The sequence below is a fragment of the Thermofilum uzonense genome (genome assembly GCF_000993805.1).
GTDB lineage: Archaea > Thermoproteota > Thermoprotei > Thermofilales > Thermofilaceae > Thermofilum > Thermofilum uzonense.
In genome coordinates this window covers 1,239,350-1,258,802 of the sequence record NZ_CP009961.1, presented here as the reverse complement: position 1 = coordinate 1,258,802, position 19,453 = coordinate 1,239,350, and the positions used below count along the sequence as shown (strand labels likewise).

Here is a 19,453-nt window from a genome sequence, read left to right as displayed (position 1 = left end):
AACGTGCCTATTCAGGTTGGCGTAGTAGGGAAACCCAACACCGGGAAATCTACTTTTTTCGCGGCAGCGACGCTTTTAGACGTTAAGAGAGCTCCTTATCCTTTCACAACTATAAACCCGAACATAGGGGTGGGATACGCGAAGCTGAAATGTGTATGTACGGAGCTTGGAGTAAAGGATAATCCTAGGAATTCTATATGCATTAACGGCTGGCGCTTTGCCCCCATTGAGCTGATAGACGTAGCTGGCCTTGTCCCAGGAGCATGGCAGGGTCGAGGTCTGGGAAACATGTTTCTTGACCATCTTAGGCGGGCCCCCGTCTTGTTGCATATTGTGGATTCGGCAGGGACTACGGATGAAGAGGGGAGGCCGGTTAAGCCGGGGACTCGCGATCCAGTCGAGGATGTTGCTTTTCTCGAGAAAGAGATATCAATGTGGATGTTCCAGATAATCAGTAAGGACTGGGAGAGGATTTCCAAGCTTATAGAGTTACAGAAGAAGTACGACGAGTTGTACACCCGCTTTAGCGGACTGGGAATCAAACCAGAGCTAGTATACGGGGTCTTAGAAGAGCTCGGTCTCCACTCTAAAAAGGCCACGGCATGGACCCAGGAGGATCTTCAGGCTTTAGTTGCTCTAGTTCGAGAAAAAGCTAAACCTATGGTCATCGTGGCAAACAAGGCAGACCTTGATACGGCTGAAGACAATATTAAAAGGATGAAAGAAGAGCTTGGGAATAAATACAGGATAGTACCGGCCAGTGCTGAAGCGGAACTGGCTCTCAAGAAGGCGGCAAAGGCAGGACTCATCGAGTATATTCCCGGTGAGAGTGATTTCCATGTAAAAGGGCCTCTAAAGCCTGAGCAGGAGAAGGCCTTAGAGTATATTCGCGAAAAGGTTCTCAAGCGCTGGGGTAGTACCGGAGTTCAAGCCGCTATAGACACGGCTGTTTTCGATGTTCTAGGGATGATAGCCGTTTTCCCCGTTGAAAACGAGAAAAAGTTCACGGACAGTCTAGGCAATGTACTTCCTGACGTATTCCTTGTTCCCAGGGACACGACTGCTAGAGGCTTTGCCTTCCTGATTCACACAGATCTTGGCGAGAGGTTTGTATCGGCGGTAGATGCGAGGACCGGTAGGCGTATCGGCGCTGATGAGAAACTCTCTCATCGAATGGTTATCAAGATAATAGCTCGTGCCTAGTCTGGGGATTCCTGTGCTTGTCGAGCTAGAAGGTGTCTACTACAGGTATCCTGATAGTAGTGACTGGGTATTAAAAAACATAAACTTCAAGGCGGGAGAGGGCGAGTTCATACTTATTCTAGGGCCCAGCGGTTGCGGGAAGAGCACGCTGGCGAGAGTCCTCAACGGGTTAATACCTAACTTTTACGGTGGTCTTTTAGATGGCAAGATCAATATAGTCGGGAATGATCCCAGGAAAGTTCCAACCTATGAAATGTCCAGGCATGTTGGTTTTGTCTTTCAGAACCCCGAGAACCAGCTGTTCTTCACAAACGTCGAACGCGAGGTGGCATTTGGCCTGGAGAACCTCGGATATCCTCCTGACGAGATTCGCAGAAAAGTCGTAAAAGTGTTGGAGGAATATGATCTCTTGGAACTCAGGGAAAAGTCTCCCTTTGAGCTGAGCGGTGGACAGCAACAAAAGGTTGCACTGGCTTCGGTGATGGCCCTTGAGCCTCGCGTATTAATTCTCGATGAGCCTACGGCGAACCTCGACCCGCTGAGTGCGTTGAAGGTTCTGGGCCTAGTCAAGAAAAAAACCCTAGAGTCGAAGCTAGCAACACTTGTCATCGAGCATCGGCTTGAGATAGTTCTTCCTTTTGCAGAGAGAGTTGTGGTAATGGCTGAGGGTGAAATCGTCTACGATGGGGATCCTCTAGGAGCTCTAGAAAGGTATGGTTACCTCACGGGTAAACCTTTCATCATAAGGCTTATCGAGAGATTGGAAAAGGAAGGAATACAACTTAAGGCCAAGTCCCTGTCCCCTGAGGATGTTGCCGCTAGTCTGTTAGATATTCTAGAGAGGGGTGTGACGCGTGTCGGAGGTAATTAGAGTAGAAGATCTATATTTTGAGTATACTGAGGGGGTACAGGTTTTAAAAGGTATTAATCTCTCGATACGTGCCGGGGAATTCATAGCCATCATGGGAGAAAACGGTGCAGGTAAAACCACGCTGATAAAACACTTTAACGGTGTCTTGAAGCCTATAAGAGGAAGGGTACTCCTTAAAGGCAAGGATACGCGTCACCTCTCGGTAGCCGAGGCTTCAAAGATAGTAGGCTTAGTGTTCCAAAACCCGGATCACCAGCTTTTCAACGAGACTGTTTACGATGAGGTTGCGTTTGCGCTTAGAAACTTTGGATATCCAGAGGATATAATTGAGCGGCGTGTCGAATGGGCTTTGAAACTGATGGAGCTTTATAAGTACAAGGACAGGTCACCCTATACGCTGAGCGTTGGCGAGCGAAAACGTCTAGCGATTGCAGCGGTTCTGGCTTATGATCCCGAAGTATTGGTTCTAGACGAGCCGACTGCTGGACAGGACTATGTGCAAAAAGAGAAGATATCCGAGACTCTAAACCTCCTGAGAACCTTAGGAAAAACCATAGTCATCGTTACCCATGATGTCGAGTTTGTTGTCGAGCATGTTAACCGCATCGTTCTGATGTCTTCGGGTCGTATTATAGCATCGGGCCCCCCTTTAGAATTATTTAGGAATCCAGCGCTGCTGAGAGAGGCCCGCCTGCTCCCTCCACAGGCTGTGAGATTTTCAAGGTTTTTGACGAGTAGAGGAGTGCTAATCAAAGACTGTTTTAACATCGATGCATGTGTGCAAGAGCTTCTAGGTGGTTTGCGTGGAGGCTCTTAAGGCGTTTAAGTTTACCCGAAAGAACAGTGTTGTTGATAAATTAGATCCCAGGACAAGGTTCTTCGTGACTCTCCTGTTAGCAGCGCTTTCGCTCTTAACGCTTGAGGTGAAGCGTCAACTACTACTCTTAGTACTGGTCTTCATAATTTCAATTATTGCAAAAAGATTCTCCCTGCTTATAAAGGGGCTTAAAGGCGTCGTTCCTATTGCCGTTCTTATCTTTCTGCTAAACTGGATAACAGAACTATCTCAAGGCTTTGCCACACCCTTAGCTATGACTCTTCGTTTCCTAGTGCTTACATCCTCATTTTCCCTCTTTTTCCTAACAACTCCTCCCGATGATCTAGCTCTCGCCCTAGAACAGATGCATGTTCCACGTGATTATTCTCTCCTTGTAACGATGTCCTTCAGGTTTGTTCCGACTCTAGCACAAGATGTCCAACTTGTTTTGGACGCTCTCAGGAGTCGGGGGCTGGAGGTCGAGAAAGGTAAACTGAGAGACAGGGTGAAAAATTATGTTTACCTTATGGTACCCTTGGTGGTGTTCGAGGTTCGTCGAAGCCTAATGATAGCTGAAGCTTTAGAGGCGCGAGGGTTTGGTGCGAGAGTGAAACCTTCTCGAATGGTAACATTGAAATTTGCGAAGAGAGATGCTATTGCGTTAGCTTTGATTTTAGGCTTTACTGCAATATTTCTCTCTATGAAATAAAGCCGCCCTGCGCCACTAGGGGGCGGCTCCCGGGTTACCCCTTCTAGGGGTTATTGTTTTGCTCCCGGTGGTTGTCTTTTTCTTCTCGGTGAGTGGTGTGACGCCTTGGTGTGTTGGGGTGTAGGTCTCGATTCTGGTCGGTGTTGGCGGGGTGTAGCCGGCCTTCCTGGCGATGTTTAAGCATGCGTTGATGTCCGCGTTGCTCTCTAGGCCGAAGTTCTCGAACACGCATAACCCCGCTTAGAGTATAAGCTGTCACCCTGCCAGACTACAGGGTAGCGTTAGACAGCATCAATACAATGTTCAGGGGGCTAGAAGAACTCCAAAGCAGGATTGAAGGCATTCTTGAGGGCTAGAAATCTTTTACTCTCCAGTCTTGGGGAAAGCTGTCACCCCATCCCTAAAACTAACGTTATAACAACCGTTACAATAAAAAGATAGGCTGAGACCATGAAGCTGCTCGCATTCGGTGATGTTCACTCGCCCGAATACCTTCCTATCTTAACGTCATCGTTGAAGAGAACAAAGCTCGATTCAGTTCAGCTCGTGCTCATTGCGGGTGATGTCGTTAAGAGGGGGGATTATAGGATGTGTGTTCCTGTTGAAAAAACTCTGCGAAATTACTTGCCCAATGTGGAGATAGTTGCTGTTTTCGGGAACGAGGATTACCCAGAAGTACGCGATAAGATGAGGGATGAATGCACAGAGATAAGATGGCTTGACGATGACTATGTTAGGCTCTCTCTTATATTAGAGACAATAGTCTTGGGTACGACTGGTGTTCTGGATAGGCCTACGAGATGGCAGCTGAAAAACGTCCCGGAGATAGTGAAAATTTATAATGAGAGAATTATCTGGCTCTCAAGGCTGCTTGAAAGTCTTCCTCAAGGCAAATTAACTTTACTTTTAACACATTATCCACCTAGATCCAAGACGTTGACCGGGGAGCCGCCCGAGGCCTGGGATGAAATGTCTAGCCGTCGGCTTACGGAAGTCTTGATTCATAGACCCGTAGACGTGGTGGTGCACGGGCACCTACACTACAGTGTGGTGCACAGGGACGTGATAGGTTCTGTGCCAGTCTATAATGTAGCGTTGCCTGCAACCAGAAATGTGTCGATAATAGATCTCAAACCCACGGGGCTAACCCAGTGGCTCTCCTATTGAGATGTCAGTTTGGTAGGATGTGTATTAGCCTTAATGGGAAAAGAATATCTCTACGTGAAAACTATTTTTCTCGTGAGTGTTAGGTTTTCCGTTTGGAGCCTACGTGAACTTACACAAAGAGATTTGCGAGTTCTAGTCTCAATAGAGCGAGGAATGATAAATCACGAGTACGTAGACGTTGAACTTATCTCGTCTATTTCTCGATTGGATTCAGAGCTGGTCGAAAGCATACTGAAGAAGCTAAACAAGCTAGGACTGGTTCAAAGATATCGTGGTAGCTATACTGGTTATGTTTTGACTAGTAGAGGGTATGACGTTCTGGCTTTAAACGTACTAGTTAAGCGGGGGGTTCTTGCAGCGGTCTCTGAGACGCCTATGGGCGAGGGGAAGGAGAGCGAGGTTTATATGGGTAAGACTCCAGGTGAACGCATTGTAGCGGTTAAGGTCCACAGGGCGGGTCGGACGAGTTTTAAGGGGGCTAAGAGGGTGAGAGGCTATGTTGGCGAGAGGAAACACTTCTCATGGCTCTACTTGTCGAGGCTCGCTGCACAGAACGAGTTCGAAGTCTTACGAATCTTATGGAAGAACAAGGTTGCCGTTCCAGAGCCTATTGACTGGAACCGGCATGTCGTAGTTACAAGTTTCGTAGAAGGAGTTGAACTTTCCGAGGTTCCTCCCTTAGAAGACCCTTTTACAGTCTTGCAACTCATAATCGAGGAGATTAAGAAGGTGTATAAAGCTGGAGTCGTTCACGGGGATCTAAACGAGTTCAACGTCCTTATTACCCCGGAAAACAAGGTCATCCTCTTAGACTGGCCACAATGGGTGCCAAGCTCCCATCCAAATGCCCTCTTTTATCTTCAAAGGGATCTTGAGAATATTATCGACTTCTTCATCAGGAAATACAGGCTTCGCGCTGATAAGGAGCTGTTGCTAATTGAATACATGAAGATGATAACCAAGAGCGATGAGAACCAGAGTTGACATCTCGCCTTGAGAAGAAAAGGACAAGTTTAAAGCTCAGAATAGAGTTTCCACTTAGGGGTTAGGGACTGCGTAGAGTGCTAGGCATTGATATACTCCCAGGGCACTCGCCTCAAGCCGGAGAGCCAGTTTTTGCAGCGGCCTTAGTTGAGGATGGGAAGGTTGTACTAAGACTTGAAGAGACTTCGCTGTCAGAGGTTTTGAAAATTATCGAGGAGAGGCGGGTTGATGCACTTGCAACTGACAACGTGTTCGAAATAGCCAGCGACTTTAACGAGTTGACGAGGATCTTCGGGAAGTATTCAGGTTCGGGTTTTCGACTAATAGAGGTAACGAGGATAGGTGATGAAAACGTAAAGATTGAAACGATATGTGCGCTAGTCGGTCTTTGCAAGGGAAAGCCCAACCCCATCGAGACAGCCGAAGCTGTTGCTCTTCTAGCCTACAAGGGCATCGGTTCCGAGGTTCTTCTCTTCGAGGAAGAGACGAGAATACAAGTTGGCAGAGGAAGAGTTCCGGGATCCGGAGGAATGAGCCGCGAGCGTTACAGGAGAAACATAGAGTTGCTTATCAAGCGTAAGGTGGCAGAGATAAGGGAGCATCTTAACAGGACAGGCATTGACTACGACCTTTTCATCAGGAAGAGCGGTGTCGGGCTCGTAGGAGCGACCTTCATAGTTTATGCTCCTAGAGATAAACTCAACGGAATTGTTAAACAGGAATCAGGACATGACCTCTTTGTCGAGATTCAGCCGATAAAACGTGAAAGCATAAGCTATAGACCTCTTGGAAAGGTCGAAAACAGAGCCTCCAAGAAGAGTGACAGGTACCTGATCGTAGGCTTGGACCCTGGGATAAGTACTGGTGTAGCAGTCCTGGGGCTCTCAGGAGAAATAATCAGCGTTTTTTCACGGCGCTGGTTGAGCAGGAGTCAACTCTTAAGGATAATCCTCCAATACGGTCGACCAGTAATTGTTGCAACCGATGTAAATCCTCCCCCCTCTTATGTGAGAAAGATCGCAGCACAGGTCGGGGCTACTCTATACGTCCCTCCGCGGTCACTCAGTGTTGAGGAAAAGAGAAGATTAGCCGAAGGTTATATGGGTGTTGAAAACACGCATCAGCGGGATGCACTAGCCGCGGCTATGAGGGCGTTGAGGGAGTACCGGGGTAAGTTTGACGAGGTAGAAAGGGAAGCAGTAAAATACAACGTGCCTTTCCCGATGGATTATGCAAAATATCTTGTAATTAGAGGTGTTCCTGTCTCCAACGCTATACAGGATGCTATAAAGGAGTACTTACACCTGACATCTAAAGAAGAGAAGTCGTTAAATGAAGCATTAGAGCAGGGACCTGAGGAGCTCCTTAAGTTCTACCAGAGATTAGTTGAAAAGATGGCTAACGAGAACCGCGCACTTCAAGTTGAACTGCGAGATATGCGAGAAAAGGTCAACAACCTAGAGGCAATCCTCAAAAATATTCTCGAAACACGAGTTGAGCTTCGTAGACAGAGTATGGATTACTCCAAGCTAGAGTTGAAAATCGAGTCACTTAACACAGAGCTAAACAAGATTCGGCTGCAATTAGATGAGAGTAGGAACGAGATTAATGTACTAAGGGGGGTTTTAAGGAATGTGGCTCTCGGCCGCTATATACCTGTGTTAAACATTTCACTATTATTGGAAAATCTGGGTCATCTGGAGAAACAGGTACAGCCCGTGATATTTATTGACAAGAATTACCCTGTGAGCACGCTCAAGGCGTTACTAGATGACCTGGCAGAATCCGGACGACAAGTTATCGTTATAACACGTAGCGGTAAGGAACTGCAAACCATCAGGAAGATTCTTCCAATTGGTTCACGTGCTACTTCCCTGGAGTACATTGATGAATGTATACAGCTTGAGGAAATGTTGCTCGTAAGAAGTGATAGTCTCAGTAGGGCCCTGGTGATGGCTGAGTCAGATGAGGGCTCTAAGATAAGGGACATCTTTGAGGAATATAAGAGAGAAAGAATACGTTCCTTTGAGGGGTTGCAGCGCTAAAAGAGCATGAGCTCGCCTCGTAGGAACCTTTCCCAGAGCCTGTTTATGCCATCAAGGTGATTTTCGAGAATTTCCTCTGCCTTGTGTTTGACTCTTGAGAGGGTGGCGTCATCCGCGTTTATAGCTACATAAGCTAATAGTGGCTCGTTTATAGGTTTACCTATCTGGCTTATTAGCTTGACATAAGCTTCCTTTATGTTGTCAAGCTGGATGATTTCTTGCGCAGCATTGAAGGCTACTACGTTGTAGAGCTTGCCGATATGGCTTACCGGGTTTTTACCGGCTGTTGCCTCTAGGGACATGGGCCTAAAGGGTGTTATAAGACCGTTTGTACGGTTGCCTCTTCCAGTAGCTCCGTCGTCTCCGTGTTCGGCGGAGGTTCCTGTTACAACGAGGTAGAGACCCCCCTTGTCACCTTTCGCTGGATTATCTCCTGTATTAATGTAGACCTCTACTTTTCTCTTTGTGATATCTGTGGCTTTCTCAATAACGAGCTTCTTGATCTGTTCCTTGACTGCAAGATATTCGTCAGTAGAAGAAACATGTCTCGAAATAATAGCAGCGGCAATAGTCAGGTATATTACATCGCCTTTTCTAACACCCATAACTTTTATATCCTCGCCCACAGCGGGCAGCTCCCTTTTAACCTTGGGAGAATTTAACAGTCTCTCAACCTCAAAGACAAGCCTCTCAGTTTCAGACAACGGTGCATATCCTACGCCCATAGATGTATCATTAGAGCCCGGATAGTCTTGTTTACGCTGATATATGTCTACGAGGTCACTAGAACCTTTGCCGATCCTATAATCAACTATGACGTGCTCGTCTGGATCAAGATACCTGAAGTTTTGTTTAATCCACTGTCTTGTTGCCCTAAGTAGTAGTGGTCCTACAGGAATAGATATTCTGGAACCATCAGTGTCAATAACTTCAGTTGTGGCTCTTCCAGAGATTAAAATGTATATTGGCTGTAGTAGCTCGCCTCCGCCAAACCTAGGAGCCGACTGGCCTCCGACTATCAGAACCTTGTCCAGGTTGTGGTGTAGGATACGTTTAAACCTGTCATAGTAGTATTTTGAAAGCTCCCTACTAGCTGCCTCAGAGATAGAATCAGCGATGTAGTCCGGATGCCCGGTGCCCTTTCTTTCAACTATTTCGACAGGCAACTGTTCGGGTGGAACATACGTCGATTTCTCGATTACGGTGTTTTTCTGCATCATCAAGAGTCTAGGCTATGTCACATTTGTTTATATGATTTTTCAATAATTACTCGTGGTAATAAGCTAATCCTCCTCTTCCTTCTTCTGTTCCTGTTGCTCCTCAGGTTTAGGCTGCTCTGGCTCTAGGAACCTTACTTTTTCAGGCTCGATCGAGATGAAGAGGAGGTTGCTTCCCCGTATGAATACGTTGCCGAAAATGGCAAGAATCTTGTTTGTCTCTGTAACCTCCTTGGCATCTGTGAGCACCACATTCATAGAGGGGTCGGCAATCATGAGCTTGCCCATGTATTCAGAGCCGTCTTTCAACTTTACAAAGACGTTTTTCCCATTATGGTGCTTCAGATATTCAAGAGGAAGCATTGTCTTCGATTGGGATTTCATTGGCTGGGTCACGATGACTCCCATGCAAAGATACTATAAATACTATTTGTTTCTCCCTCGCATGAGAACATCTACTGCTTTCCTGGCGATGTTTAAGCATGCGTTGATGTCCGCGTTGATCTCGAGGCCGCAGTTCTTGCACACGTGTATGCCGCGGTGGATCTTGACGCCGTACTCCTGTGCCTTCTCCGCGATCCACCTCTCCCCAAAGCAACCCCCCTGGGAGAGGGCTGGGCTCCGGCTCTGCGGTAAGGCTTATATAGGTGGTAAGGTTTATATCAGTGGTTCATATCTTAATCATAGGCCCTGAGCGGGTTGCCCTCGGGCCTCATCGGGAGGATGGTTTCATCACGGGCTTCATCGCCGGGGCTCAGCCCCCTCTACTCCTTTTTTCTGGAAAAGGATGTAGGGGCTATACAGGCTTTTCAGGTGGACCACGCGAGGAGGGCGTGGTACGCCCTGACGGAGGCGGTCGAGGAGGTAAGCCTTCGACGGACACGCATAGCCTCCCTTAGAGCATACGCGGACATCCTCCCAGAATACAGGAAGACGCTTGACAGCATCGATGCGATGCTCAGAGAGCTGGAAGAACTCCGAAGCAGGATTGAAGGCCTCCTCGATGAATAGGAGACAGAGAAGACATACTAGGGATATTGAAAGGAAAACAAGCCGAGAATCTCATGAGTTGTTTGGAATTGGAGTGGATGGTGTAAAAACATATAGTAATGGCTTGGTTTTAATTGGAGCGGACTAGATGTCTACCGGGAAGCCTAGGTGTAAAATCTGCGGGAGCGAGAATGTTGTAGCGAAGATAGAGGGAGAATACTACTGTGCCGTGTGCGGTATGCAGCTTGTGTTAGATCATTCAAGGGTTATTGTAGAGAACTACGAGAAAAAATTCCTTAAGCCTTAATCTCCTCCCTTAGTTCTAGCAGCCTCATGCCTCTTCTTCAGTAATCGTTCTCTTTTCTTCTTTTTCCATTTATAATGGTGCGTGTACCTGTATTTCAGAGATTGTAGACCGCGACCTCTTCTGCCTGCAGAAGTCTTTCCTTTGAAAACACGTGATGGGTCGGACTTGGAGACCACGAAGGTCGGTAATGCCGGTTTCGGGAGATTTGCGCCCTCCTCAAGCTGTTTTTTAAGGTTTGAGAGGTATTCTTTTAGGGTCTTGATGTTTTCCTCATGTACAGTTTTGCGCCTGGTGTCGACTCTTATGCCTAGGAGTCGGGCTTCTCTCTCGCTTAGATTAATAGCTTTTATTTCTCCAAGACTAAATCCTCTGCCTGTCCTAGCCGATTTTGCAACTATTCCACCATATCGCTTCAGGGGAACTGGACTTACTTGTGGTTGTGGAGGCAGAGGCACAGGAGTTTTTCCCGACATTTTAACCCGGAGTTTCACAATATATCTTTAATAAAAATGTTTCCTTATTAGTGACCTAGACCGTGTCTAGGAGTTGTTTAGCCTTATAGACTAATAATCCGACTATTACGAACCCGCCGATCAACGCGAATGGAACAGTTATAGGCAGTATGGATCTGGCCGAGCTCAAAGAATAGTCTTCAATTGCTCTGCGTAAATAGTATACCAGCAAGAGTGATACAACGGAGAAAAACAGCAGCAGTAATGCTGCGTACGTGTGTAGGCCTATCGGACCTGAAAAGAAGATATAGATTGGAGGTATTAGTACGAGGAAGGTATTGGCTATCAATGCTCGGGTTAATATTGATGAGGCTTTCTTTATAACATCCTCACGTTTCACAAACATAGGTTTCAGCCTTCTGATCTTCCAGTGATATTAAACTCTATCCACGGAGATTGCGTCTTACTTGGCTGTTCTTATAGATTAGAAGGAGTGGCCTAATGATTCAGGGGTCACTGATAGCCGCCGCCCGCGTCTAATACTATATTTTTTTTCATTTTTCATTTTCTAATACTTTTACCTTCTATTACTTTAGTGTTCCCTTTGTAGTAGAAAAATTATATATTTGTTGCAAGGAAATTTTCTTTATGTCTAGTACTCCAGAAGTAGTTTTACGAGTTGCAGAGGCGCGTCCACGGGACGTAGGACGGGGAATAGTGAGGATTGACAGAGGTGCAATGAGTAAGCTTGGTGTCGACCCCGGGGATGTAGTAGAGATCGAGGGTAAGAAAATTACAGTTGCGATTGTATGGCCGCAGGCATTAGAGGATGAAGGCGCTGGCATAGTACGTATGGACGGTCTTATTCGCCGTAATGCTGGTGTGGCAATTGGAGATCAGGTGAAAATCAGGAAGGCAAAAGTCGCTCCAGCTAAACGGGTGGTTTTAGCTCCGACGCTTAAGATGGGGTTCGAGATAGTGCCTGATCTCTTAGAATACGTTAAGAGCAAGCTGTTGGGACGACCTGTCATAAGGGGGGACATTGTTGAGATACCGGTATTCAGTGCATCTCTCCAATTCACTGTTGTTTCAACGTTTCCAGCACAAGCGGTTCAAGTCACTGAGGAGACAGAGATTTCCATCAGAAGCGAGCCAGTGAGTGGAGAGCTTACTATTCCACGCATAACTTACGAGGATATAGGGGATCTTGAGGAGGCTAAGCAGAAAATTAGAGAGATGGTTGAGCTTCCGCTACGTCATCCTGAACTCTTCAAACACCTGGGTATTGACCCGCCTAAGGGTGTTCTCTTTTATGGTCCTCCAGGTACTGGTAAGACCCTGCTAGCCAAGGCTGTGGCGAATGAGACGGGTGCATACTTTACAGCCATTAATGGCCCGGAGATTATGAGTAAGTTTTACGGGGAGAGCGAGCAGAGGCTCCGCGAGATCTTTGAGGAAGCCACCAAGAATGCTCCCGCTATTATATTTATCGACGAGATTGACGCAATAGCTCCCAAGCGAGAAGAAGTAACAGGAGAAGTCGAGAAAAGAGTAGTAGCACAACTACTAGCCCTGATGGATGGTTTGAAGGAGAGGGGTCAAGTAATAGTTATCGCTGCTACTAATAGGCCTGATGATATCGACCCCGCGCTTCGGAGACCTGGCCGGTTTGACAGGGAGATAGCGTTCCCGGTTCCCGATAAGAGAGCCCGAAGAGAAATACTTCAGGTTCACACGAGAAACATGCCGCTTGCCGAAGACGTGAACCTTGACGAGTTAGCTGAGATAACACATGGCTTTACGGGTGCGGATCTAGCAGCTCTATGCCGCGAAGCTGCTATGCGGGCTTTAAGGAGAGTTTTGCCTAAGATAAAGATTGAAACCGAAAAGATTCCTGCAGAAATACTAAACGAGTTAAAGGTAACTAGGATGGATTTCATGGATGCCTTAAAAGAGATCCAGCCAAGTGCGCTCCGGGAGGTTTACATAGAGGTTCCTGAGGTTCATTGGAGTGATATAGGGGGACTGGATGACGTTAAGCAGCAGTTACGCGAGGCTGTAGAGTGGCCATTAAAACACCCTGAATACTTCAAGGAAATGGGTATTGACCCGCCTAAGGGTATACTGCTCTATGGTCCTCCAGGTACTGGTAAGACCCTGCTAGCCAAGGCTGTAGCGACGGAGAGCGAGGCAAACTTCATCGGGGTCAAAGGTCCAGAAGTTTTAAGCAAGTGGGTTGGGGAGAGCGAGAGGGCTATTAGGGAGATATTCAGGAAGGCAAGACAAGCCGCTCCCTGTATAATCTTCTTTGATGAGATTGACTCCATAGTGCCAAGGAGGGGGCAGAGGTACGACGCCGGGGTTACAGATAGAATAGTCAACCAGCTTTTGACCGAGATGGATGGTCTTGAGCGTCTTGAGGGTGTCGTGGTTATAGCTGCTACTAATAGGCCTGACATTATTGACCCCGCCCTCTTAAGGCCTGGGAGGTTTGACAGGCTCATATACGTCCCGCCGCCAGACGAGAAGGCCAGGCTTGAAATATTCAAGGTGCACACCAAGAGGATGCCCCTAGCAGAAGACGTAGACCTAGCAGAACTAGCCAAAAGAACAGAAGGATACACAGGAGCAGACATCGCCGCTGTTTGTCGCGAGGCTGCGATCAGCGCCTTACGCGAGGCCGGTAAACCTACAAAAGTTACAATGAAATACTTCTTGAAAGCTCTTGAAAGCGTAAAGCCGAGCGTTACCAAGGAAGATCTCGAAAAGTACAAGAGGATAGCAGAAGAGTTTAGGAGAATGCTTAGCTAGCAACCTCATTAGATCAGTTGAGAGTTCTCATATCACAAATCATCTTTGGTACTCCTCATCATTTCAAAGTATGGTTGTCAGTATAATTATTTAAATTTTACAAAGAATAAATTCTCTGGGTCACATTGTCAAGACCTATATACTTCGCTGGTCTATCCTTGACCTCTCCCAGGGGCGTCAGCAGTGAGGATGTGGTGCTCTATAATATCCCAGAGTTCGCAACGGCATACAAAGAAAAGTTCGGCGTCTTTTTTTTGCCCACAGTAACAGACTCAGAATTGAGTTTCGAGAGAAATAAGACCCGAATACTCGTACACTATTTTTCTTCATGGAAGGACTATGTGATTGTCACGCGTCCATTCTCTTTTTCCGTGGAAGAGGTTGAAGCAATAGCTAGAAAAATACGAGAGGAATCAAAAGTGATAGCGTCGATCGCAGCATCGAGACTATCTTCACTTACAAGACTCTCGTCCCGCTTCATGGGGATCGTGGACGGTTTTGAAATCGACCTGGGTCTCACGAGTCTTCTCATTGGTGAACATAGGAGTTTCGAATCCTATGCTATAGATGTTATCGAAGAGTTCGTTTCTGTCTCTAAAAGACCTGTTTTTGTGAAGGTTTCGCCGAGCGTACAATTAAGCAGTGAATTCCTAGAAAATTTGAGGCAAACCGGTATTGCAGGAATGGTCTTTACGCCTCACATCGTATATTCGATTGGTAGAGAGTTTTTTAGAGTTCATTCACCATACCTATCGAAATTATATGCTCTAATATGGGCTAAGCTGATCGCTAGCACAGATATTCCAACAGCTTATATTAGCGACATTCCAGAACACCTACTCGGAGAGGTGTCGGTTGAGAAAACATTCGATATATTATTGTTCGACACGGCTCTTCTCTCCACTCTTGTTGATATGCCTGGAGTAGTAGAATTAGACAAAGAGATGCCTATTAGGTGGAGGTATATCCCTGACCCTCTAAGACCTGCCATTGACGTAGTACGTGAGCCACAGTGTCTCAATGTTTGTCCTTATAGAGCTTTTTCCAAGGAAAAGAACCTCCATGATTCTCCCTCAGGTCTAGCGGTTGCAGACGAAAAGTGTAATGTTTGTGGCTTGTGTCTCTCAAGTTGTAAGGACGTTAAACTTATGGCGACTCTTACGCCTGAGTAGACTTTCACAAAACGTCGTCCAGCCGTAAAAAGTAGAACTTTTCCGCCTCTTCAGGGCTATTAACCCCAAGAAAAGCGGCTGAAAATATTTTCGCTATTTCCTTCAACTCGGCTGTGACCTGTGACATGTTTGACTGGAGATCATCAAGAGTCGCACGCCAACTCTTCGCCTGTAAGACCTTAGAGATGAGGAGGAGTTTTTGAAATAGAGTTAATTCAGGGCGCTTTGAGACCTTAAAGTAGTGTTTTGTAAGGTAACCCAAGACATCCATCGAGTTTTCGACGGTCATATCTCCCCAAGCGTACATCAAGAACCTCGCTTTCTTCAAAAGGGGTAAATTGATTGGTGGGTCGGGGTTAGGAGTGGATTCCAACAGTAGCAGAGCGACAGGTGGTTCCAAGTCGTAGTACGGTGATGGAAGTGTGTCCAATAGTTTTTCCTTAAATTCTCTCGCTATAACGTTAACTATTCTTTCAGCCTTCTCACTTAACGGTTTGATCACTATAACCGTGTACTCTCCGCTGATGGGATTCCTCTCGGGACTTAGATGCACAGGGATAAAGCCGTTCTTAACCCAGAATCTGAGAAGCTCCTCGGTTACTCCGAAGCCAGCTCCTATCCAGTCGTAGCCCCCTCTCCGCGCCTCTTCCTCAATATGTTTAAGGGCAAAGCTCCCAAGCCCCCTTCTCATTACTTGCGGATGTGTGGCTATTCGGACAATCCGAATACCCTTCAGCTCTCCAAAGTCCACAATTTTATAATGTTTTATTATCCTATCCGGTATGATGTTTCCCATAAGCCAAGCCCCCTTAGCTGACTCACGCGAGAGATCAGGACCCAGGGGGCCCTCAATAGCCAGCTCGAGAGAAACTACCACCTTTCCAGAGGGGGTCTTGACGATTCGAGTAAAGTGATGCGGGGCCTCCATCATGATGCCTAGGTCGTTTGGGTTGTTCCTGTAGTGCGCCATTATGTATATGCCGACAAATTGTCGTAACTCGTCTTCATTTTCTAAGAACAGCTTTTTCTCGTCTGGAACTTGATAGAGAAGATTCGTCTCGTTGATGGCCTTAATATCCTCATCTGTCAGTTGGGCAGGTTCAGCGTCCAACAAGAGCGTATCAAATATCCATTCCTCAATCGGGTCTTGCTTGGCATAACGTATTGGCTCATCCATCTCGTACTCTATAACCTCCACATCGTTACGTGCGCGAAGACGTGTAAGAAACCTTACCGAGAAGCCGCGACCTGCACCTTCATACCCGTGTATCGTGGTGGAAAAAACAATTTTATCATACCTTTCCAGGAACTTAAACAACATTGTCACGGGTATTGCCGCTGCTTCATCCACAACAAGCACATCTCCACGGCTCTTTAAAGCTTCGAGAGGTGGTACGTATGAGATATCGATTCCTTTCCCAGAAATTCCCACTATTCTGTTTTCGCTATGGGTTAGCTCAACTGGATGATTGTAGAGCCTGAGAACACGGTCTGCGAATCGAAAAACCTCCTGCACGTTGGTCTCACTGGGCGAGGTGACTACTACCTTGCATTTTCCTTTGGCTCTGCGTAACCTGTGTACTAGCCACCCTAATCCTATACCGACTACAGAAGATTTTCCTCTACCTCTATCAGCCGTCAACACTAAGACCTGTTTTTTCAGGCTCTTAGCGTAGAGAAACTCGAATCTCTTGAGAACCTCCACCTGATCCTGTGTAAGGGCAAGCTTGTATACTTTAAGGGGAATTCGCGTCTTCTCAGGAATGATTATTTCCCGCGAGGTGTAATCCGAGGTTTTTTCTTGAGAGAATTTTCTGAGAAAGTATCTATTATCCGCGTCATATATCGCTATTCCATTGTGCTCGTAGAGCTTCTTTAACAATCGCTGTGTAAAATATCTCTTGAGCTGATCGGGAGTATAACCTGGGACGATTAAATTGCTTTGAAATCGCGTTATCGTCTCAAATATTCTCTGCTGAGAAGGTAAGAGAAGAATGTATAGTCCTCCTCCCCTAACTACACCCATTAAGCGACCGAGGTCGTTTGGCTCGAGGTTGTTTAACAGGTCTGCAATGCAGAGAGAGTACGTTCGCCCAAGTATTACATCCAGCTGGTGGTAAGATACATATTCTATGTTTAGATCCTTCGGTACCCCCCTAGCGAATAACTCCCGTCTCATGCCACCATCAGAGTAGAAAGCGTGATAAGTGTAGAGAATGGGATCCTCACCTACAAAGTCTCGTAACTCGTAGAGGAAGTCGAGGGCGGCAGTTACTAGACGGGAGTCGTCGTCGCTGAGTATTACAAGTAAACGTCTGTGGTGTTCACGCCTAGCCTTTATTAACTCATCGTGCACTTCGTCCAAGTGTTCTTTCGGGATCAACGGCATAATTAAAAACCCTGTAAGACAGGGTCTTTTGGCTTTATAAATTCACGCAAGAGTGTTGTCGCATACATTCCCTTCCTTAAAGCAAATGAGAAAATAATATCATCTCCATCTTCGTGTATTCTTAGATCTAGGGGCTTGAGACCCGCAGGGCGGTAAGTACCAGCCGAGGAGGCTTCAGGTATACTTTTCACGTAGAAACGTGTAACATCTATCCCCTCTTCCTTGAGTATGATCCTCTCTATTTCGCCCTGTTTACCCTGAGACAGTTGAGTATTATACCCAAATATCGGCAGGAGAAGCAGTGCTCTTCCATCCAATACAAGCTTGCGAAGTTTATCTATATTAGCTTCGTTAGCTACAAGTACTGAAGTATACTCGTGATGGTATGTGCTTGGGAAAATGCCAACGTAATCGCCAGGGGAGGGGAGCATCCAAGAGAGGTCCTCCTCTATTCTTCTGCTTAGAACCTTGTTAAAGAGATAGGCCTGGTATGCTCCAACGTAGAGCTTTCTGATGTAGCTAGAGATGCTTCTGAGAGCCCCAACATAGTCGTTAGGCCTTTTGGCAAGGTGGGCTATCACGCTTCTCTCGCTCTTCATACTCTTAGGAAAGATTTCTAAAGTTCCTATGTAGTCGCCCGTTGATGCAAGATATTCTCTTGCTTTTTTAGCGATGTCTGATTCATAAGGAAAAATCCTTAATAGAAGCTCCTCTACGGCTTCTTTAAAGTTTCCCATAACTATGTTTTTTCCAACGATATGAGTGATAGGTCTTATGCTGCCAAACCGTTGATAGCCAACATAGTTTGGAATGTAACTCACTTCTTTCAGCTCCTCTGTTAACCTTTTTAAGTTGCTTCCATCAGCCTCTCTTACACGTACGGTGAATTCGTTACCAAAAAGAAGGCCAGGCCGCAGCGCAAATGGTCGCCGGAAGGGACAATGTATTTTTATCCGTGTATTTGACTTGTTGAATTCCTCGATTAGTTCTTCATTTATGACCCCTTTAATGGATACAAATTGGAAAGTTACCGCTGATGTGTCTTTTAGACCTGCAAATCCGATGTCTTTCTTCCTCACATTCAGATATCTTTGTATTCTTTGTACAGCAGTAACCGAGTCTAGACCTCTCTTCTCGACAACTACCCATGTGTATTCTCCGCTTCCCTTTGGAAGATTGGTGCAAAGAGAAGTGGCTTTAATACCATCGATGCTTATTTCTTGCACAATGAAGTCGTCTATCTCTCTACGTATTCTTCCCCCTATACCATCAGAGTCCAGGCCATAGTATCTCATTTCTAAAAGGTTGTCGAGTTCTGCCAGAGCTGGACGAACCATCTTTTACACATGTCGAGGAATCCCCCCTATCTTAAAAATTCATAGTAGTTTAAGCTTCCCGGTGACCTTGTCCAGAAGGCTTGCAGGTGCAGGACCTATGCCAACGGACGTTATCGTACCAGGCTCGAGTTGCGTTAATCCCATATCTCTTACTAGTGAAACGGGTAAGCCTAGGCTTTTAGCCTCCTCATAAACACTTAGAAGCTCTTCAAGGGACTCGACCCTAACTACTATCTTCTTCTGCCCGCTTTCAAGCCATCTTTCTACCCACTCGGGCTTCATCCTTTGAGCCTCCAGGAACGCGCCAAGGGAAGCGTGTGCACCCTGAGCTACCATTTTGCCTCTTCCCATTTGGAGATCCCGTCTAACCACTATGACCTGCTTGATTTCTTCCTCCACAAGGCGTCAACTCTAACTTATTATCTTAGGATTCCCGCAGATTACAAGCAAGAGCTAGCCGCGCTTATAGCCAATTTTCCTGAGAAATTCGATTCTCTTCCTTTTGTCCGTCTCCGTCTCCACACCCACGACAGTGTAACCATCAATTACTCCCAAAACCCCTCTACCCTGCACGGTCTCGGCGACAATGACCTGGACAGGGTTTGCTGTTGCACAAAAGATATGTGCTATTTCGTCTATGTTTCTTAACTTGCTAAGCACGTTTATAGGCCAAGCATCTCGGATCAACAAGACGAAAACATGTCCAGCGCCTATTCTCTGCGCATTCTGAATTGCGGCATTTTTCAACTCTTCATCGTTTCCATCCCACCTGATGAGCCTATCACCGCTGGCCTCGTTGAAGGCTAGCCCGAATTTTATTCCTGGAACACTCGTAACCACTGCCTCGGCTATGTCTTCAACGCTCTTTATGAAGTGGGTCTGGCCGATTATAATGTTAGACTTCTCCGGCAGAATCATATCGATAATTTCGATTTTGACCCCATTGTTCATACAAGAACAAGTTTTTAGCTCTGCTAGAAAA

General features: G+C 46.4%; 21 protein-coding genes. 11 read left to right on the top strand and 10 right to left on the bottom strand.

From position 1 onward, the window contains the following. Window positions 1-3 precede the first annotated feature (3 nt). The 4 genes from MA03_RS06485 to MA03_RS06470 are packed head-to-tail and all read left to right on the top strand — an operon-like array spanning window position 4 to window position 3,600. Complete coding sequence (locus tag MA03_RS06485) at window positions 4-1,203, top strand: redox-regulated ATPase YchF (RefSeq protein ID WP_191118493.1); 1,200 nt, start codon at window positions 4-6, stop codon at window positions 1,201-1,203. 13 nt (window positions 1,204-1,216) lie between these two features. After that, window positions 1,217-2,074, top strand: coding sequence for an energy-coupling factor ABC transporter ATP-binding protein (locus tag MA03_RS06480; RefSeq protein ID WP_191118492.1), 858 nt, complete (start codon window positions 1,217-1,219; stop codon window positions 2,072-2,074). After that, window positions 2,058-2,891, top strand: a complete 834-nt coding sequence (locus tag MA03_RS06475; RefSeq protein WP_052884482.1) for an energy-coupling factor ABC transporter ATP-binding protein — start codon at window positions 2,058-2,060, stop codon at window positions 2,889-2,891. Before MA03_RS06480 ends, MA03_RS06475 begins: the two co-directional genes overlap by 17 nt. Continuing rightward, window positions 2,878-3,600 carry an energy-coupling factor transporter transmembrane component T family protein gene (locus MA03_RS06470; protein WP_052884481.1) on the top strand — a complete coding sequence of 241 codons (723 nt, stop codon included), beginning with the start codon at window positions 2,878-2,880 and terminating at the stop codon, window positions 3,598-3,600. The genes MA03_RS06475 and MA03_RS06470 overlap by 14 nt, the downstream gene beginning before the upstream one ends. A gap of 15 nt (window positions 3,601-3,615) precedes the next feature. On the opposite strand, the gene MA03_RS06465 is transcribed toward MA03_RS06470, so the two are convergent. Beyond that, window positions 3,616-3,828, bottom strand: coding sequence for a hypothetical protein (locus MA03_RS06465; RefSeq protein WP_052884480.1), 213 nt, complete (start codon window positions 3,826-3,828; stop codon window positions 3,616-3,618). Window positions 3,829-4,050: 222 nt separating this feature from the next. On the opposite strand from MA03_RS06465, the gene MA03_RS06460 reads away from it, so the two are divergent. From MA03_RS06460 to MA03_RS06450, 3 genes are all read left to right on the top strand, one after another. Next, window positions 4,051-4,767, top strand: a complete 717-nt coding sequence (locus tag MA03_RS06460) for a metallophosphoesterase family protein (RefSeq protein ID WP_052884479.1) — start codon at window positions 4,051-4,053, stop codon at window positions 4,765-4,767. 72 nt (window positions 4,768-4,839) lie between these two features. Beyond that, window positions 4,840-5,751, top strand: coding sequence for an RIO1 family regulatory kinase/ATPase domain-containing protein (locus tag MA03_RS06455; protein WP_219731628.1), 912 nt, complete (start codon window positions 4,840-4,842; stop codon window positions 5,749-5,751). 77 nt (window positions 5,752-5,828) lie between these two features. Beyond that, the gene (locus MA03_RS06450) at window positions 5,829-7,796 is read left to right on the top strand and encodes a DUF460 domain-containing protein (protein ID WP_052884477.1); all 1,968 of its coding nucleotides are present in this window, start codon (window positions 5,829-5,831) and stop codon (window positions 7,794-7,796) included. On the opposite strand, the gene MA03_RS06445 is transcribed toward MA03_RS06450, so the two are convergent. The 3 genes from MA03_RS06445 to MA03_RS08755 form a co-directional block, all read right to left on the bottom strand. Beyond that, window positions 7,793-9,016 carry a methionine adenosyltransferase gene (locus MA03_RS06445; RefSeq protein ID WP_052884476.1) on the bottom strand — a complete coding sequence of 408 codons (1,224 nt, stop codon included), beginning with the start codon at window positions 9,014-9,016 and terminating at the stop codon, window positions 7,793-7,795. The two genes, MA03_RS06450 and MA03_RS06445, sit on opposite strands and share 4 nt — an antisense overlap. Before the next feature lie 63 nt (window positions 9,017-9,079). Continuing rightward, entirely contained in the window at window positions 9,080-9,397 is a 318-nt protein-coding gene (locus tag MA03_RS06440) for an LSM domain-containing protein (protein WP_236944855.1), read from the bottom strand. Window positions 9,398-9,439: 42 nt separating this feature from the next. Continuing rightward, window positions 9,440-9,541 carry a zinc ribbon domain-containing protein gene (locus MA03_RS08755; protein ID WP_191118491.1) on the bottom strand — a complete coding sequence of 34 codons (102 nt, stop codon included), beginning with the start codon at window positions 9,539-9,541 and terminating at the stop codon, window positions 9,440-9,442. Window positions 9,542-9,712: 171 nt separating this feature from the next. Between MA03_RS08755 and MA03_RS06435 the strand changes: the two genes are divergently transcribed. Both MA03_RS06435 and MA03_RS08750 read left to right on the top strand, forming a co-directional pair. Next, window positions 9,713-10,024, top strand: coding sequence for a hypothetical protein (locus MA03_RS06435; RefSeq protein WP_191118490.1), 312 nt, complete (start codon window positions 9,713-9,715; stop codon window positions 10,022-10,024). 127 nt (window positions 10,025-10,151) lie between these two features. Then, window positions 10,152-10,310 (top strand): hypothetical protein, encoded by a 159-nt coding sequence (locus tag MA03_RS08750; protein WP_191118489.1) that lies wholly within the window; start codon window positions 10,152-10,154, stop codon window positions 10,308-10,310. Here MA03_RS08750 and MA03_RS06430 read toward each other — a convergent pair. Continuing rightward, window positions 10,307-10,783 (bottom strand): ribosomal protein L13e, encoded by a 477-nt coding sequence (locus MA03_RS06430; RefSeq protein ID WP_052884473.1) that lies wholly within the window; start codon window positions 10,781-10,783, stop codon window positions 10,307-10,309. The two genes, MA03_RS08750 and MA03_RS06430, sit on opposite strands and share 4 nt — an antisense overlap. Before the next feature lie 55 nt (window positions 10,784-10,838). Beyond that, complete coding sequence (locus tag MA03_RS06425) at window positions 10,839-11,168, bottom strand: hypothetical protein (protein ID WP_052884472.1); 330 nt, start codon at window positions 11,166-11,168, stop codon at window positions 10,839-10,841. 242 nt (window positions 11,169-11,410) lie between these two features. Here MA03_RS06425 and MA03_RS06420 point away from each other — a divergent pair, with 242 nt between their 5' ends. Both MA03_RS06420 and MA03_RS06415 read left to right on the top strand, forming a co-directional pair. Then, window positions 11,411-13,573: a CDC48 family AAA ATPase gene (locus tag MA03_RS06420; protein WP_052884471.1), complete on the top strand. Its 2,163-nt coding sequence runs from the start codon at window positions 11,411-11,413 to the stop codon at window positions 13,571-13,573. A gap of 125 nt (window positions 13,574-13,698) precedes the next feature. Further along, entirely contained in the window at window positions 13,699-14,745 is a 1,047-nt protein-coding gene (locus tag MA03_RS06415; RefSeq protein WP_052884470.1) for a 4Fe-4S dicluster domain-containing protein, read from the top strand. Between the two features lie 4 nt (window positions 14,746-14,749). Here MA03_RS06415 and MA03_RS06410 read toward each other — a convergent pair whose 3' ends face one another. The 4 genes from MA03_RS06410 to MA03_RS06395 all read right to left on the bottom strand — a co-directional run bounded on the left by MA03_RS06410 (window position 14,750) and on the right by MA03_RS06395 (window position 19,422). After that, the gene (locus MA03_RS06410; protein ID WP_052884469.1) at window positions 14,750-17,134 is read right to left on the bottom strand and encodes a tRNA(Met) cytidine acetyltransferase TmcA; all 2,385 of its coding nucleotides are present in this window, start codon (window positions 17,132-17,134) and stop codon (window positions 14,750-14,752) included. A gap of 2 nt (window positions 17,135-17,136) precedes the next feature. Beyond that, window positions 17,137-18,471 carry a tRNA pseudouridine(13) synthase TruD gene (gene truD, locus MA03_RS06405; protein WP_052884468.1) on the bottom strand — a complete coding sequence of 445 codons (1,335 nt, stop codon included), beginning with the start codon at window positions 18,469-18,471 and terminating at the stop codon, window positions 17,137-17,139. A 39-nt stretch (window positions 18,472-18,510) separates the two neighbouring features. Further along, window positions 18,511-18,858 (bottom strand): peptidyl-tRNA hydrolase Pth2, encoded by a 348-nt coding sequence (pth2, locus tag MA03_RS06400; protein ID WP_052884929.1) that lies wholly within the window; start codon window positions 18,856-18,858, stop codon window positions 18,511-18,513. A 66-nt stretch (window positions 18,859-18,924) separates the two neighbouring features. Continuing rightward, window positions 18,925-19,422 carry an adenosine-specific kinase gene (locus tag MA03_RS06395; protein WP_052884467.1) on the bottom strand — a complete coding sequence of 166 codons (498 nt, stop codon included), beginning with the start codon at window positions 19,420-19,422 and terminating at the stop codon, window positions 18,925-18,927. Window positions 19,423-19,453 lie beyond the last annotated feature (31 nt).

Coding starts and splice junctions, on each gene's coding strand:
- MA03_RS06420 (WP_052884471.1), top strand. CDS start 11,411: ATGTCTAGTACTCCAGAAGTAGTTTTACGAGTTGCAGAGGCGCGTCCA.
- MA03_RS06410 (WP_052884469.1), bottom strand. CDS start 17,134: ATGCCGTTGATCCCGAAAGAACACTTGGACGAAGTGCACGATGAGTTA.
- MA03_RS06425 (WP_052884472.1), bottom strand. CDS start 11,168: ATGTTTGTGAAACGTGAGGATGTTATAAAGAAAGCCTCATCAATATTA.
- MA03_RS06445 (WP_052884476.1), bottom strand. CDS start 9,016: ATGATGCAGAAAAACACCGTAATCGAGAAATCGACGTATGTTCCACCC.
- truD (WP_052884468.1), bottom strand. CDS start 18,471: ATGGTTCGTCCAGCTCTGGCAGAACTCGACAACCTTTTAGAAATGAGA.
- MA03_RS06430 (WP_052884473.1), bottom strand. CDS start 10,783: ATGTCGGGAAAAACTCCTGTGCCTCTGCCTCCACAACCACAAGTAAGT.
- MA03_RS06460 (WP_052884479.1), top strand. CDS start 4,051: ATGAAGCTGCTCGCATTCGGTGATGTTCACTCGCCCGAATACCTTCCT.
- MA03_RS08750 (WP_191118489.1), top strand. CDS start 10,152: ATGTCTACCGGGAAGCCTAGGTGTAAAATCTGCGGGAGCGAGAATGTT.
- MA03_RS06395 (WP_052884467.1), bottom strand. CDS start 19,422: ATGAACAATGGGGTCAAAATCGAAATTATCGATATGATTCTGCCGGAG.
- MA03_RS06440 (WP_236944855.1), bottom strand. CDS start 9,397: ATGAAATCCCAATCGAAGACAATGCTTCCTCTTGAATATCTGAAGCAC.